Below are 15,529 nucleotides of genomic sequence, written 5' to 3'. Positions count from 1 at the left end.
TATATTTAGCCTCGATAAGGGCTGTGATAAACTCACTTCGATTTAATTTTTGGAGACCAACAATGAAACCAATTCTACCTGATTACAACAGCGCTGGTGTGCTCATCATCGGTGATGTCATGCTAGATCGTTACTGGTATGGCCCAACCGGGCGCATTTCTCCTGAAGCGCCGGTTCCTGTTGTAAAAGTAGAAAACAATGAAGAGCGTCCTGGTGGTGCTGCGAACGTTGCGATGAACATCGCATCACTAGGTGGCCATGCTCACATTGTTGGTCTAACTGGGGAAGATGAGCCTGCAAAAGTGCTGACGGAGACGCTGAGCTCACTCAATGTGAAGTGCGATTTCGTTGCACTGCCTGATTACCCAACGATTACGAAGCTTCGTGTAATGAGCCGTGGACAACAGCTTATTCGTCTCGACTTCGAAGACAAGTTTGAAAACACAGATTCTGCGCCAGTGTTATCTCGAATGGATGCCGCACTGCCAAACGTTAAAGCCGTGATTATGTCTGATTACGCAAAAGGTTCGTTAGAGCATGTTCAGGCATACATTCAAAAAGCGCGCGCAGCAAATATTCCGGTTTTCATTGACCCGAAAGGTGCGGATTTTGAACGCTACCGTGGCGCAACACTTCTTACGCCAAACATGAAAGAGTTCGAAGACGTTGTAGGTAAAGTGAAATCTGACCAAGAGCTAGTAGAGAAAGCACTGGCTTTGGTTGAAGAGTTTGAATTTGAAGCGCTTTTAGTGACACGCAGCGAAAACGGAATGACCTTGATTCGTCGTGGTCAGGAACCGTTCCACCTTCCAACTCAAGCGAAAGAAGTGTACGACGTGACAGGTGCGGGCGACACGGTTATCTCTGTATTGGCAGCGTCTGTTGCCGCAGGCAAATCATTTGAAGAAGCGTGTGCACTAGCAAACGCAGCGGCAGGTGTTGTAGTTGGTAAACTAGGCACGTCAACGCTTTCTGAGATTGAATTAGCAGAAGCGGTACATGGCAGCCAAGACACGGATTACGGTGTGATTTCAGAAAAAGCACTGATCGAAGCGGTGAAAAAAGCACGAGCTCGTGGCGAGAAAGTCGTTATGACAAATGGCTGCTTTGATATTCTGCACGCTGGGCATGTGTCTTACTTAAACCATGCTGCTGAACTGGGCGATCGCCTAATCGTTGCGGTAAATACCGATGAGTCAGTAAAACGCCTTAAAGGCCCTGGTCGTCCGGTAAACCCAACCGATCGCCGCATGGCGGTGTTGGCAGGTTTGGGCGCTGTGGATTGGGTTGTACCATTTAGTGAAGATACGCCGCAGCGTTTGATCTCAGAAGTTCTACCAAGCTTGCTAGTAAAAGGCGGTGACTACAAACCAGAAGAGATTGCTGGTGGTAAAGAAGTCATTGCGGCGGGTGGTGAAGTTCGTGTATTGAACTTTGAAGATGGCTGCTCGACCAGTGAAATCATTAATGCAATCAAAGGCGGTAAGGGCTAAGCCTGCTGTTTGTTAGCATTGAAATGCTATTTGCTCATAAAGGTCGCTAAGTGCGGCCTTTTTGATACTTGATGCTCAGAGACACTTTTAGGCTCTGAACTACAAGTAATAAAAAACGCCAGCTGATAACTCAACTGGCGTTTTTTATTTATTAAGACCTGAAGTATTCAGTTAGCGGTTATTTTGCCGCTTTCAAACCTGCATCAACGTCCAAGATGTCTTGTTCGCTTAGCGTACCAACTGCTTGGCGTAGCTGAAGAACACTTAAAATGTAGTCGTAACGAGCGTTCGATAGGTTTTTGTTCGCATCGTATAGACGACGAGTCGCGTCCAGTACATCAACGATAGTACGAGTACCTACATCAAAGCCAGCTTCTGTTGCTTCTAGTGCAGAGCGTGCAGAAATAACCGCTTGCTCATACGCACGTAATGCGCCGATAGAGGCGTTAATGTTGTTGTTTTGTGCGCGAACATCTTTGACTACGCTACGGTACTGTGCTTCAAGATCTTCGCTTGCTGCCACGTACGCGTATTCAGCTTGTTTGGTTTGAGAGGTTACGTTACCACCTGTGTATAGCGGTACAGCAAGGTTCACACCAATATTGAAGTTGTCTGTCGTGTTGTCACGAGAGCTATGAGAAGTATCACCGTAGTTGTAACCACCGTCTAGAGAGAGCGTTGGTAGGTGGCCAGAGCTTGCTAGTGAAATATTGTCACGCGCAATGTCTTGAAGAATACGTGATGATAGCAAGGTCAGGTTTTTGTTTTTTGCTTCATCAATGAGCGATTCAGCTGGTACGGTCGATGGGCTAGCAGTGAAGCGGCCAGTGTCCAAAATGTTGAGATCTTTGTGCTCTTGGCCTGTAATTTCACGCAGTGACTCGTAGCTATTAGTTAGCGCGTTTTCTGCCAACACTTCGTCCGCTAGCACTTGGTCGTACTGAGCTTGTGCGTCATGCACGTCAGTGATTGCAGACAAACCTACTTCAAAACGTTGTTTAGTTTGCTCAAGTTGACGGCCAACCGCGGCTTTTTCTGCACGTACGAAAACAAGATTATCTTGTGCGCGTAGAACTTCAAAATACGCTTGTGACACGCGAAGAATCAGTGCCTGTTGCGTCGCTGCGTAAGTTGCGTCTGCTTGGCGAGCACTTTTCTCAGCAGTATCTAGAGAGATCCAAGATGCGCGGTTGTAAAGTGCTTGTGAAAAGCTAACGCCAGCGGTTAGCGCGTTGCCATCGTTTGATACGTCACTAATTAGATTTGAATCGTATTCAGTATCACCACGAGTTAAATTGTAACCCGCAGTAAGGTTGATCTGTGGTAATAGAGCACTACGGCTTGAGGTGATTGCTTCGAAAGCTTGGTCACGTTGTGCTGCTACACTGAGCAATTGTGGATCATTTTGTTTTGCCAAGTCGTAGATTTCAGCCAAAGAGTCTGCGAACGCAGACGTACTCATGCTACCTAGCGCTGCACTGATAAATAGTGGAAGCAATTTTTTCATTTTCTATTCCCGCGGTCCATAGATTGGTTAATTCTCAGTAGTTTAACTCAATTTGCACGATATTTACTCTAAAGTTTGCACTTTTTTACACGTAATTATCCACTTGTGCAATAAATTTTTAGCGAAGACTTAAATTAATTTGTAACTATTATACAAAAAGTTGAGCCAAGTCCTTTGAGCAAGCGAATAACAATGAGTAAACTACAGGATTCACTCAGAGAGGTGTTGAATGCAACAGCGTGACAAACAACAACAAGATTTTACTTCGCGAGATGTAAAAGTCATCTCGAAAGAAACCTTATTTGAAGGTTTTTTCAAAATGGTGAAATACCGCTTTCAGCATAGGCTATTTGCTGGTGGTTGGAGTGGAGTTGTTGAACGAGAAATGTTCGAGCGTGGTCACGCAGCAGCGATGCTTCCTTATGATCCAAAGACGGACCAGGTCGTAATCATTGAGCAGATTCGTATTGGCGCGTTGGAACATGAACACCCTTGGCAGCTAGAAATTGTCGCCGGTATGATTGACCGCGATGAATCTGCTGAAGCCGTAATTCGTCGAGAGGCTGTCGAAGAAGCGGGGATTCAGGTGGGGCGCGTTATACCTGTCACTTCTTATTATCCTTCGGCTGGTGGTTGCTCGGAAAAGCTAGACGTCTTTGTTGGTGAAGTGGATGCGTCTAAAGCGCACGGCATTCATGGTTTAGACTATGAGAATGAAGATATCCGAGTTCATGTCATGAGTCGTGAAACGGCGTATCAATGGGTGAAGGACGGAAAATTTGAAAATGGTGCGTCGATTATTGCGTTGCAATGGCTGCAATTACACCATCAAGAGTTAAAGTCAGAATGGGGACTATCCCAAACGGTGGAGAGTGAGTAATGGCACAATTGGCTGAAAAACAGAGATATCATGTTGATTTAGCTGGTCTTATGAGAACGTATGAGACCAACTACGCTAAGTTGAACGCCTTATTGCCTGCTTCTGCCGAAGTTGGGGATGTACGTTGCTACCAAGCGGCGAACATGGTTTACCAATTGACCGTGAATGAAATCACAAAATACACCACAGTTGTTGAGATATGTCAGAGTGATGAAACGCCAGTGTTTCCTTTACCGACGATGTCTGTCAGGCTTTATCATGATGCGAGAGTAGCCGAAGTATGCTCAAGCGGAGAGTTCTCTCGCATAAAAGCTAAGTATGATTATCCCAATGACCAACTGATGCAGAAAGATGAAAAGCATCAATTAAACACATTCCTCGGTGAATGGCTGACGTTTTGTTTACGAAGTGGTATCAGTAGAACACCACTTGCCTTCAATTGATCGTCACGTCACTAAAGGAAAATAACAAATAACGATATAGTGGACGAATCAGGTTTTCATTTTGCAATCATCTAGTGACAGCATCAAACTTTTACAAATTACGGATACTCATCTGTTTGCTGCCGATGAGGGAAGTTTGCTAAGCGTAAAAACAGTCGATAGCTTCAATGCTGTTGTTGCTGATGTTTTACGCCGCAACGTGGCGTTTGATTACATCTTGGCGACGGGCGATATTTCCCAAGACCATACTGCAGAATCTTATCAGCGCTTTGCCAACGGCATTGAACCGCTAGAGAAAGACTGTTTTTGGCTACCTGGTAATCATGATTACAAGCCTAATATGGGCAGTGTTTTGCCTTCGCCACAAATCAAAGCCGCAGAGCATGTGTTGCTTGGCGAGCATTGGCAGTTAATTCTTTTAGACTCGCAAGTGGTTGGCGTTCCTCATGGGCGCTTGAGCGATCAGCAATTAACGCTACTCGAAGAAAAGCTAGCCGAACACCCAGAAAGACACACACTTGTTTTGTTGCATCATCACCCGTTACTGGTGGGAAGCGCGTGGCTTGATCAACATACTTTAAAAGATGCCGAAGCGTTTTGGCAGGTTGTCGAGCGTTTTGATAACGTGAAAGGCATTCTCTGTGGTCATGTTCATCAAGATATGAATGTGCTTCACAAGGGCATTCGAGTGATGGCAACACCCTCAACTTGTGTTCAGTTTAAGCCTAACTCGGATGATTTTGCCCTTGATACCACTTCGCCTGGTTGGCGGGAGCTGCAACTACACGCTTGTGGCGATATTACGACCCAAGTAGGTCGGCTTCCTGATGGCCAGTTCCAACCAGACTTCTCTTCTAACGGCTACTAACGCGCCCGAGCTCTCTGTTCGGGCTCGCTTTTTTGTGCGAGATATCTATGAGTAAACCTTCACTTCTTCTCTATATTCATGGCTTTAATAGCTCTCCACTCTCCATTAAAGCGAATGTGATGAGAGCCTACTGCGAGCAACATAGGTCTGATATCAAGGTGATTGTTCCCCAGTTACCTTGTTATCCTCAGCAAGCGGCGAAAATGTTGTTGGATATTATCGAGCAATATAAAGACGACTATAAAATTGGTCTAGTGGGCAGTTCATTAGGCGGTTTTATGTCAACGTGGCTAAATGACAAGTTTGGGTTTAAAGCGGTAGTGGTCAACCCCGCAGTCAAGCCTTATGAGTTGCTAGTAGATTATTTGGGTAAGCAAACTAACCCATATACGCATGAAACCTATACACTTGAAGCTTGTCATATTGACGAGTTAAAAGCTCTTGATGTACAAAGCATCGCGTCGCCACATTCTTTTTGGTTATTGCAACAAACAGAAGATGAGGTTTTAGACTATCGACAAGCGGTAGATAAGTTTGCAGACGCTAAGCAAACAGTAGAACAAGGCGGTGATCACAGTTTTGTAGGCTTTGAGCGTTATCCTGCACAGATTATCGAATTTCTAGAACTGTAATTCGAAAGCGATTGGAAAAGGCTCATAGTTTTTATTGATATATCCAACCGTTTCTTGACATGGGCGGTATGCTTTCCGACTATGTTTTGCCAAAAGATCTTAAGGGTCGAGGACCCTGGCTACTTTGTTATGCATCATGTTTACAAACTCTTAGTGGTGTGAACAGGGTGGCTTTTTCGTTTCCTGAGTATGGGTACGCCCATTGGTGATACTCAGGCAACAAGTAAACTTTGAGAATAATTCCGTATTATGACTGAACAATATAATGCTGGTGCCATTGAAGTACTGAATGGCTTAGAGCCAGTACGTCGCCGACCAGGGATGTATACGGATACAGCGCGCCCAAACCATTTGGGCCAAGAAGTTATCGACAACAGTGTCGATGAAGCGCTAGCCGGACATGCCTCAAAAGTACAAGTCATCCTACATGCTGACCAATCACTCGAAGTGATCGATGATGGTCGAGGCATGCCTGTTGATATCCACCCAGAAGAGAAAGTATCAGGCGTAGAGCTAATTCTATGTAAGCTACATGCGGGTGGTAAGTTCTCTAACAAAAACTACCAATTCTCTGGTGGTTTGCACGGGGTAGGTATATCTGTAGTAAACGCGTTGTCAAAACGCGTTGAAGTAACAGTTCGTCGTGATGGTCAAGTGTATGAAATTGCATTTGAACACGGCGAGAAAGTGTCTGATCTGACCGTAACTGGCACATGTGGTCGTCGCAATCGCGGTACCAGCGTGCATTTCTGGCCTGATGCGAAGTACTTCGATTCGGCTAACTTCTCTGTGACACGCCTAGTCAACAACCTGCGCGCAAAAGCGGTTTTGTGTCCGGGCTTAGAAATCACATTAACCGACAAAGTTAATGGCAAAGACTATAAGTGGTACTACGAAGATGGTTTGAAAGACTATCTTGCGGAAGGTGTAAAAGGCTATCCAGTTATTCCTGAAGAACCATTTACTGGTGAGTTCTTGGCGGATACTGAAGCGGCAAACTGGGCGGTAATTTGGCAGCCAGAAGGCGGTGAGATGATCACCGAAAGCTACGTTAACCTAATCCCAACCGCTCAAGGTGGTACGCACGTTAATGGTTTACGCCAAGGCTTGTTGGAAGCGATGCGCGAATTCTGTGAGTTCCGTAATCTATTACCTCGTGGTGTGAAGCTAACGGGTGATGACGTTTTCGACCGCTGTTCTTACGTGCTGTCGGTTAAAATTCAAGATCCACAATTTGCAGGCCAGACCAAGGAACGTCTCTCTTCTCGTCAAACCGCGGCATTTGTCTCTGGCGTTGTAAAAGATGCGTTCAGTCTTTGGTTGAACGAAAAGCCTCAGCTCGCAGAGCAATTGGCAGAAGTCTGTATCGCTAACGCGCATCGTCGTATGCGAGCGGCGAAAAAAGTCGTACGTAAGAAAGTGGCGTCCGGCCCAGCACTGCCAGGTAAGTTGACCGACTGTTCAGCACAGGACTTAAGTCGCACTGAAATCTTCTTTGTGGAGGGTGACTCTGCGGGTGGCTCGGCAAAACAGGCACGTGACCGTGAATTCCAAGCTGTGATGCCACTGCGTGGTAAGATCTTGAACACGTGGGAAGTCTCTGCCGATCAAGTTCTTGCGTCTCAAGAAGTACACGATATCTCAGTTGCTTTGGGTATTGACCCAGATAGCGACAACCTCGAGAGTCTTCGTTACGGTAAGATCTGTATCCTTGCCGATGCGGACTCGGATGGTCTTCACATCGCAACGCTGCTTTGTGCTCTATTTACTCGTCACTTCCGCGCACTAGTGGAAGCGGGTCATATCTATGTGGCGATGCCGCCTCTGTATCGAATCGACTGCGGGAAAGAAGTGTTCTACGCCCTCGATGATGATGAAAAAGATGGCATTTTAGAGCGCTTGTCGAAGAAGAAAGCCAAAATCAACGTGCAACGATTCAAAGGTCTGGGTGAGATGAACCCACTTCAGTTGCGTGAAACCACCATGGATCCGAACACGCGTCGCTTAGTGCAGTTAACCATTGACGACTCTACGGCGACCATGGAAATGATGGACATGCTGCTAGGTAAAAAGCGTGCAGATGACCGTCGTTCTTGGCTACAAAACAACGGCGACTTGGCAGAGGTGTAACGGATGTCTACAGAAATTACCTACGATGGCGTCGAACAATTGCCAATGCGCAAGTTCACTGAAGACGCTTATCTGAACTACTCGATGTACGTAATCATGGACCGCGCCTTGCCATACATTGGTGATGGCTTAAAGCCGGTTCAACGACGCATCATTTATGCGATGTCAGAGCTTGGTCTCTCTGCATCAGCAAAATACAAAAAATCTGCACGTACCGTTGGTGACGTGCTAGGTAAATACCATCCGCACGGTGATTCAGCGTGTTACGAAGCGATGGTATTGATGGCTCAGCCATTCTCTTACCGCTATCCATTAGTGGATGGTCAAGGTAACTGGGGTGCGCCAGATGATCCGAAATCATTTGCGGCAATGCGTTATACCGAAGCAAAACTGTCTAAGTTTGCTGAAGTATTGCTTGGCGAACTTGGCCAGGGCACGGTTGAATGGCAACCTAACTTTGATGGCACAATGAAAGAGCCACAAATGTTGCCAGCACGTCTGCCTCACATCCTGCTTAACGGTGTAACCGGCATTGCCGTTGGTATGGCAACAGACATCCCACCGCACAACGTTCGTGAAATCGCAGATGCGACTATTCATTTGATCGACAACCCGAAAGCAGAACTGCCGGACGTGATGCAGTATGTCAAAGGTCCAGATTACCCAACAGAAGCAGAAATTATCTCGCCGCAAGCGGATATCGAGAAGATTTACCGCAACGGTCGTGGCAGCATCAAAATGCGCGCGGTTTGGCATAAAGAAGGTTCTGATATTGTTATCACTTCTTTGCCTCACCAAGTATCGGGTGCCAAACTGCTTGAGCAAATCGCTAACCAGATGCGTGCGAAGAAGCTGCCAATGGTTGACGATCTTCGTGACGAATCGGATCACGAGAACCCAACGCGTATCGTTGTGGTGCCTAAGTCAAACCGCGTCGATTGTGACTTGTTGATGAACCACTTGTTCGCATCAACGGATCTTGAGCGCAGTTACCGCGTTAACTTGAACATGATTGGTTTGGATAACCGTCCTCAAGTTAAAGGTCTGGTGCAAATTCTGTCTGAGTGGATCGAGTTCCGTCGTACGACTGTGCGTCGTCGTCTACAACATCGCCTAGACAAAGTAATGGCTCGTCTACACATCTTGGAAGGTTTGTTGGTTGCTTACCTCAACCTAGATGAAGTGATTGAGATCATCCGTACTGAAGACGATCCAAAAGCGGTGCTGATGGAACGCTTTGGTATTACCGATATCCAAGCGGATGCAATTTTAGATACCAAACTTCGTCATCTAGCAAAACTAGAAGAGATGAAGATCCGTGGTGAGCAAGACGAGCTAGAGAAAGAGCGTGAGAAGCTAGAACAGCTACTCGGTTCTGAGCGTCGTCTGAACACACTACTGAAAAAAGAAATCAAAGCAGACGCAGAGAAATACGGTGATGACCGTCGCTCTCCAATGGTTGAGCGTGCAGAAGCAAAAGCGCTGACTGAACGTGACCTCGTACCAAGTGAGCCAATCACGGTTGTGCTTTCTGAGAAAGGTTGGATTCGTCACGCGAAAGGCCATGACGTGGATGCCGAAGGCTTAAACTATAAGTCGGGTGATAAGTATTTAGCGCATGCTCGAGGTAAGAGTAATCAGCCTGCGGTATTCCTAGGTAGTGACGGTCGAAGTTACTCTCTGGAATCGCACTCACTGCCTTCTGCTCGTAGTCAAGGTGAGCCGATTACCGGTCGCTTGAATATTACGGCTGGTAGCAGTATTCGCCAAGTCATCATGAGTGAAGAAGAGCAGCTGTGGCTGGTGGGCTCAGATGCAGGTTACGGCTTTGTATGTAAAGGCGCGGACTTGCTGTCTAAAAACCGCAGTGGTAAAGCGCTCGTCACTTTACCTGCCAACTCTGAGATCATGACGCCAAAAGAGATTGAAGATTTAGACTCTGATGAAATCTTAGCAATCACTAACCAAGGTCGCATGCTGCTGTTCCCAATCAAAGACTTGCCACAACTGGCGAAAGGTAAAGGGAATAAGATCATCAACATTCCTGCTGCTAAAGCAAAAGAGCGAGAAGAAGTACTATCTCACTTAATGTCTTTACCAAAAGGTGCATCGTTAACGCTGTACGCGGGTAAGCGAAAGTTGGGTCTTAAACCGTCTGATCTTGATAACTTCCGTGGCGAACGTGGTCGCCGAGGTGGGTTATTACCGAGAGGTTTGCAGCGAGTCACTCGCATTGAAGTTGAGCTAGATGATTCCGATACGACGGAAACACCGAGCGATAGCGAGTAACGCACAAATAAAAATCCCAGCCAATGGCTGGGATTTTTTATGCTTCTTGCTTGTCTTCGGCAATGGTGACTTTCAAGGTCATCTCTTTTCCTTTGCGAATGATACCGACGTCCACGGTGGTGCCAGGACGTAAATCGGTGACGATATCCATAACGCTCTGACGCCCTTGCACTTTATTGCCATCAATACTGATAATGATGTCCTGCTTTTGGAAGCCTGCCGCATTGGCTGGACCATTTGGATCAATACCAAGTACGACAATACCACCTATGTGTTCATTTCCAAGTAAGCGAGCAGTGACCGCATTAATGTCTTGGCCGTCGATTCCAATGTAACCACGAATCACGCGGCCATCAGCGATGATTTTCTGCATGATCTTACTCGCTAGCGGCGCAGGGATCGCAAAAGAAATACCGTAAGTTTCTAAGTCTGTCGCTTGCTGAAAAGAGGCGGTGTTAATGCCGACGAGCTCGCCTTGTGTGTTTACTAGGGCTCCACCAGAGTTACCTTCATTGATGGCGGCATCGGTTTGAATGAATGCTTGACGACCGTCGCTAATAGATGAACGACCTGTGGCTGAAATAATGCCGAACGTTGTGGTTTGTCCAAGGTTGTATGGGTTACCGATGGCTAGTACTACATCGCCCACTTGTGGTTTGTAATTAGAGTTCAGAGGGATTACGGGCAAATTCGAACCTTCGACACGCAGCACGGCTATATCAGTACGTTTATCTGTCCCTACGAGCTGAGCCGCTGCGGCTCTGCCGTCTTGTAATGCCACAACAATTTGATCAGCTTGAGCAACCACATGATAGTTAGTAATGATGTAGCCTTTCTCACTAACAATGACACCTGACCCCAGACCTTGAGTCGAGAGTTTATTGCGATCATTCTCAACATACTTACGGCTGTAGATGTTTACCACTGCAGGCGCTGCTCTTCGGACCGCTTGATTAAACGTCAACTCGACTGATGCGATATTAACAGGTTGAGGATCAAGCGCGGCAGGAATTACGTTGTTGCGCAAAGATGGAACCGCCAGTAATACCACTGCGGCAGTAGCCAAGCCTAAAAAGACAGAACGTAATAAAAAGCTGAGCATATCCTCTCCATGCGTGAGCGCCAAAATGGCATCGAAGATGAAGAATAGCATTACATTGAAAAATAACAAAAGGGCAGCACGTCATCGCGCTGCCCTTTTCATTAGTTATTGAGCGATAAGGAAAAGTGATCGAGCCTTATCACTCAGCACTATGCATCGAAAACCTTATTTTCTATCACTTTGAAAGTGGTTAACGAATGACAAGATAAATAGTACGTTCACCACGTTGAATATTAAGAGCCAGTACACCTTTGTGTTTCTCTACGATTGTACGAAGCTCGGCAAGGTTTTTCACTCGTTGACGGTTCACACCGATAATAATGTCACCTTGTTGTAATTGATATTGAGCAGCCGGAGAGTTATCTGCAACGCTCGATACTTTAACACCTTGGATTACATCACTTGGTGTTGTATTGCTTAACTCCGCACCTTTGAGTCCCTCATGTAATGTCTCCGCTTTAGCTTTCATGTTCGTAGATTCGCCAAGCGTTACATCAAAGGTTTTATTCTTACCATCTCGAACCACACCTAATGTGATTTCTTTACCTGCGCCCAGTGTTGCCACTTTTGCGCGGAGCTCTGAGAAAGTATTAATCGCTTTGCCGTTTACCGATACAATTACGTCACCGGCTTTTAACCCTGCTTTATCGGCTGCGCTGTCCGGTACGACTTGACCAATAAAGGCCCCTTTACTCGACTCGTAACCCAGTGCATCAGCTAGCTCAGAGGTTACTTCGCCACCTTGCACACCCAACATGCCGCGTTTGACTTCACCAAACTCTAGAATTTGATCGGTGAGGTTTTTCATCATGTTTGATGGAATCGCAAAACCAATACCCACGTTACCGCCGTTAGGACCTAAAATTGCAGTATTAATACCGATCAGCTCACCATTAAGGTTGACCAATGCACCACCAGAGTTACCGCTGTTAATTGCGGCATCGGTTTGGATGAAGTTTTCAAAGTTTTCAACGTTTAAGCCACTACGACCAAGGGCTGAAACAATACCCGAAGTTACGGTTTGACCGAGTCCAAATGGGTTACCAATTGCAACCGTAAAGTCACCGACACGCAGTTTGTCGGAATCCGCGACTTTAATCTGCGTTAAGTTTTTCGCTTTCTCTAATTTAAGTAACGCAACATCGGCCATTTCATCACCGCCAACGAGAGTAGCGTCATACTCGCGCCCGTCAAAGAGGCGAACTCGAATCTCATCTGCCCCCTTGATCACGTGGTAGTTAGTGACAATATGGCCTTTCTTCGCATCAATAATGACACCAGACCCTAAACCTCTGAACGGGCGCTCTCGCCTTTGTTCCATAGGAAAGTCTGGGCCAAAGAAAAATTGAAATTGCTCGGGAATGCGGCTGGTTTGTACTTGTTTACCTTCTACAGCAATACTCACAACAGCTGGGGTCACCTTCTCAAGCATTGGTGCCAAGCTAGGTAACTGTTGGCCATCCACATTCAAAGGTAATGCGGCAGTGGCTTGAACTGGGGCAATAATCGAACCCAAACTCAGAGATAGAACGGTGAGCGCAAGCAGTGGTTTTTTCATCCAATAACTCCTCTTGAAACATGTCTGCCAAAAAGAAATATCCGAACGGTTAGTTCACTTTGTTAATAACTAATATAGGGTCTAGTTCGGACAATCAAAAGGGGAGGCAGTGCACATCCAAGTTAGAGCGAAGGTGAGGTGAAAAAGTTCAAAAAAGGGCCGATACAAATGTATCGGCCCTAGATAGAAGTAAGAGAGGATTATGATGCTTTTGCGGTTACCGCTTCGGGAGCATTAATGATTTCTTTCTCTTGATCCTTCAAAAGACCGGTGGCGCCATTAGCGTAGTCTTTTGGTTGTTCGTTAAACTCTGGTTGATCTTCTGCAATAGTTTCAGACGACATTGCCGTTTTCTTATCAAACGGGTTGTCTTGTTCTGGTAAGTTTGGCAAAAGCTCAGAAGAGGTCTTGGCCATATGTTGGTATAGCTTGGTGTAATCTTTACCTAGGGTGTCCAACATTTCTGCGGTTTGTGCAAAATGATCGACGAGCTCTTGACGTTGTTGCTCTAATTCAAACTTGGCCGCTTCAAGTTCTTTCTGCACAGACTTTTGTTTCTTGTATTCAGGGGTGGTTAGTCTACTAATGACTACGCCTACGATTGTACCGACCAGCAAACCCACAATGGCATAAATCCAAGGCATAACTGCTCCTTATAGTTGTTTTAACAAGTCTTTTACTACTTAGTTACACGCGGTGCTCGTCCATGTTACTATGGCTTGAACAGCCGATAAAGAAAAATAGCAGTATGTCTTCGGGGACTGATAACTACTTCTCTCTATTCTCAAAGTTGACCCCGAGGTAACCCTTTTCTCTATACCTCTATACGACTTAATACGATGACACCACTACAACAATATCAAAAAGACATAGCAGAACACGGGTTTCAGCGTGATGAAGCTCAGTATCAAGCGGTCGTTGCATTAGACAAGCTTTACCATGCTATCGTTGAATTTCAGTCAGCGCCTGTGCCTCAGCTTTCCAAATGGCAAAAGCTAATAGGGAAAAAAATCGACAAGCCTGAACCACCAAAAGGCCTTTACTTTTGGGGTGGCGTAGGTCGCGGTAAAACCTACCTTATGGATGCATTTTTTGATGCTTTACCGACCCAAAGAAAAATGCGCGTCCACTTCCATCGATTTATGTATCGAGTACATGATGAGTTGAAGCTGTTAGGTGATGTCGAAAATCCTCTATCAAAAGTGGCGGATAAATTTAAAGAAGAAGCCGATGTGGTTTGCTTTGATGAATTTTTTGTTTCCGACATTACTGATGCGATGATCCTTGCAACGCTACTTCAAGAAATGTTCAAGCGGCAGATGATCCTAGTCGCGACTTCAAACATTGAGCCGCAGAACTTATATCGTAACGGTTTGCAAAGAGCGCGCTTTTTGCCCGCGATCGATATGATTTTGGCGCGTTGTGAAGTGTTGAATGTCGATAGTGGCGTTGATTATCGCTTAAGAACGTTAGAACAGGCTGAAATATACCATTACCCGCTTGATGAGCAGGCTAGCATAAACCTTAACAAATATTATCAGCAGCTGACTGGAGAGCGTAAGTTTGTTGCTCATCAAATCGAAGTTAACCACCGTCAACTGGTGGTGATTGAGGCAAGCGACGGGGTGCTGCATGCGTCGTTTGCTCAGTTGTGTCAAACTGCTCGCAGTCAAAATGACTACATTGAATTGTCTCGTATTTACCACACGGTATTACTGGCAGATGTTCAACAAATGAACCGAAAAATAGATGATGCGGCGAGACGCTTTATCGCGCTGGTCGATGAGTTTTACGAGCGCAATGTTAAGTTGATTATTTCTGCTGAAGTGCCAATGGCCGACTTATATACTGACGGGCAGTTAGAGTTCGAATTTAAGCGCTGTTTGTCTCGGCTTACTGAGATGCAAAGTCATGAGTATCTCGCGCGTGAACATTTGGCCTAGATCCAATGGATTCTTAAAAAAGTGAAGAAAAAATTAGTGATTTGGCGCAAAAAAAGGTGATTTTTTCTTCGCTCTTCTCTATAATCCTGCGACCCACCGTTACTGCAGACCTGATTATCGAAGTTATTTCGAAATTGAAGGTCGAGAGTACCAACGACTCGAAGGGGTGATGACTGGGCTCTTAGACAGTGTGGGAGCACTATTGGGTGTTCCTTTAAAGTTTAAAATTTAATTAACGGGTTATTGTTAGCATGAAAACTTTCGTTGCTAAACCAGAAACTGTAAAACGCGACTGGTACGTTGTAGACGCTGAAGGTAAAACTCTTGGCCGTCTAGCAAGTGAAATTGCATCTCGCCTACGTGGCAAACATAAAGCTGAATACACTCCTCACGTTGACACTGGTGATTACATCATCGTTATCAACGCTGAGAAAGTTGCTGTAACTGGTAACAAAGCTAAGAACAAAGTGTACTACCGTCACTCTGAATTCCCAGGTGGTCTAAAATCTATCACTTTTGAAAAGTTGATCGATCGTAAACCTGAGATGGCTCTTGAGCTTGCAGTTAAAGGCATGCTTCCACGTGGTCCTCTAGGCCGTGCTATGTACCGTAAGCTAAAAGTTTACGCGGGCGCTGAGCACAACCATGTTGCTCAACAACCACAAGTACTAGACATCTAATTGG

13 protein-coding genes are annotated in these 15,529 nt (G+C 45.8%); 9 read left to right on the top strand and 4 right to left on the bottom strand.

The window, feature by feature from the left end; translation table 11 throughout:
- Window positions 1-62: 62 nt before the first annotated feature.
- Window positions 63-1,493, top strand: a complete 1,431-nt coding sequence (gene hldE / locus R7O13_RS11880; protein WP_017633601.1) for a bifunctional D-glycero-beta-D-manno-heptose-7-phosphate kinase/D-glycero-beta-D-manno-heptose 1-phosphate adenylyltransferase HldE — start codon at window positions 63-65, stop codon at window positions 1,491-1,493.
- Window positions 1,494-1,671: 178 nt separating this feature from the next.
- Here the strand turns inward: hldE and tolC are convergent, their stop codons facing one another.
- Window positions 1,672-3,000 (bottom strand): outer membrane channel protein TolC, encoded by a 1,329-nt coding sequence (gene tolC, locus R7O13_RS11875; protein WP_318303915.1) that lies wholly within the window; start codon window positions 2,998-3,000, stop codon window positions 1,672-1,674.
- A gap of 229 nt (window positions 3,001-3,229) precedes the next feature.
- On the opposite strand from tolC, the gene nudF reads away from it, so the two are divergent.
- The 6 genes from nudF to parC all read left to right on the top strand — a co-directional run bounded on the left by nudF (window position 3,230) and on the right by parC (window position 10,242).
- Window positions 3,230-3,880, top strand: coding sequence for an ADP-ribose diphosphatase (gene nudF / locus R7O13_RS11870; protein WP_005379881.1), 651 nt, complete (start codon window positions 3,230-3,232; stop codon window positions 3,878-3,880).
- Window positions 3,880-4,323 (top strand): DUF1249 family protein, encoded by a 444-nt coding sequence (locus R7O13_RS11865; RefSeq protein WP_005379879.1) that lies wholly within the window; start codon window positions 3,880-3,882, stop codon window positions 4,321-4,323. Before nudF ends, R7O13_RS11865 begins: the two co-directional genes overlap by 1 nt.
- Window positions 4,324-4,384: 61 nt before the next feature.
- Complete coding sequence (gene cpdA / locus R7O13_RS11860) at window positions 4,385-5,191, top strand: 3',5'-cyclic-AMP phosphodiesterase (RefSeq protein ID WP_318303913.1); 807 nt, start codon at window positions 4,385-4,387, stop codon at window positions 5,189-5,191.
- A 47-nt stretch (window positions 5,192-5,238) separates the two neighbouring features.
- Window positions 5,239-5,823 carry an esterase YqiA gene (yqiA, locus tag R7O13_RS11855; RefSeq protein ID WP_318303911.1) on the top strand — a complete coding sequence of 195 codons (585 nt, stop codon included), beginning with the start codon at window positions 5,239-5,241 and terminating at the stop codon, window positions 5,821-5,823.
- A gap of 249 nt (window positions 5,824-6,072) precedes the next feature.
- The gene (gene parE / locus R7O13_RS11850; RefSeq protein WP_005387417.1) at window positions 6,073-7,953 is read left to right on the top strand and encodes a DNA topoisomerase IV subunit B; all 1,881 of its coding nucleotides are present in this window, start codon (window positions 6,073-6,075) and stop codon (window positions 7,951-7,953) included.
- Between the two features lie 3 nt (window positions 7,954-7,956).
- Entirely contained in the window at window positions 7,957-10,242 is a 2,286-nt protein-coding gene (parC, locus tag R7O13_RS11845; RefSeq protein WP_005379870.1) for a DNA topoisomerase IV subunit A, read from the top strand.
- Between the two features lie 37 nt (window positions 10,243-10,279).
- Here the strand turns inward: parC and degS are convergent, their stop codons facing one another.
- From degS to zapG, 3 genes are all read right to left on the bottom strand, one after another.
- Entirely contained in the window at window positions 10,280-11,344 is a 1,065-nt protein-coding gene (degS, locus tag R7O13_RS11840; RefSeq protein ID WP_213877071.1) for an outer membrane-stress sensor serine endopeptidase DegS, read from the bottom strand.
- Between the two features lie 190 nt (window positions 11,345-11,534).
- Window positions 11,535-12,902 carry a Do family serine endopeptidase gene (locus tag R7O13_RS11835; RefSeq protein ID WP_025768400.1) on the bottom strand — a complete coding sequence of 456 codons (1,368 nt, stop codon included), beginning with the start codon at window positions 12,900-12,902 and terminating at the stop codon, window positions 11,535-11,537.
- A 200-nt stretch (window positions 12,903-13,102) separates the two neighbouring features.
- Window positions 13,103-13,546, bottom strand: a complete 444-nt coding sequence (gene zapG, locus R7O13_RS11830) for a Z-ring associated protein ZapG (RefSeq protein ID WP_005379861.1) — start codon at window positions 13,544-13,546, stop codon at window positions 13,103-13,105.
- Between the two features lie 195 nt (window positions 13,547-13,741).
- Between zapG and zapE the strand changes: the two genes are divergently transcribed.
- Entirely contained in the window at window positions 13,742-14,845 is a 1,104-nt protein-coding gene (zapE, locus tag R7O13_RS11825; protein ID WP_064376559.1) for a cell division protein ZapE, read from the top strand.
- A 251-nt stretch (window positions 14,846-15,096) separates the two neighbouring features.
- On the top strand, window positions 15,097-15,525 hold the full coding sequence (gene rplM, locus R7O13_RS11820) for a 50S ribosomal protein L13 (RefSeq protein WP_005372872.1): 429 nt from the start codon (window positions 15,097-15,099) through the stop codon (window positions 15,523-15,525).
- Window positions 15,526-15,529: the final 4 nt, after the last annotated feature.

Source organism: Vibrio sp. Y176 (assembly GCF_033438945.1).
This window is presented reverse-complemented; position numbering and strand designations above follow the sequence as displayed.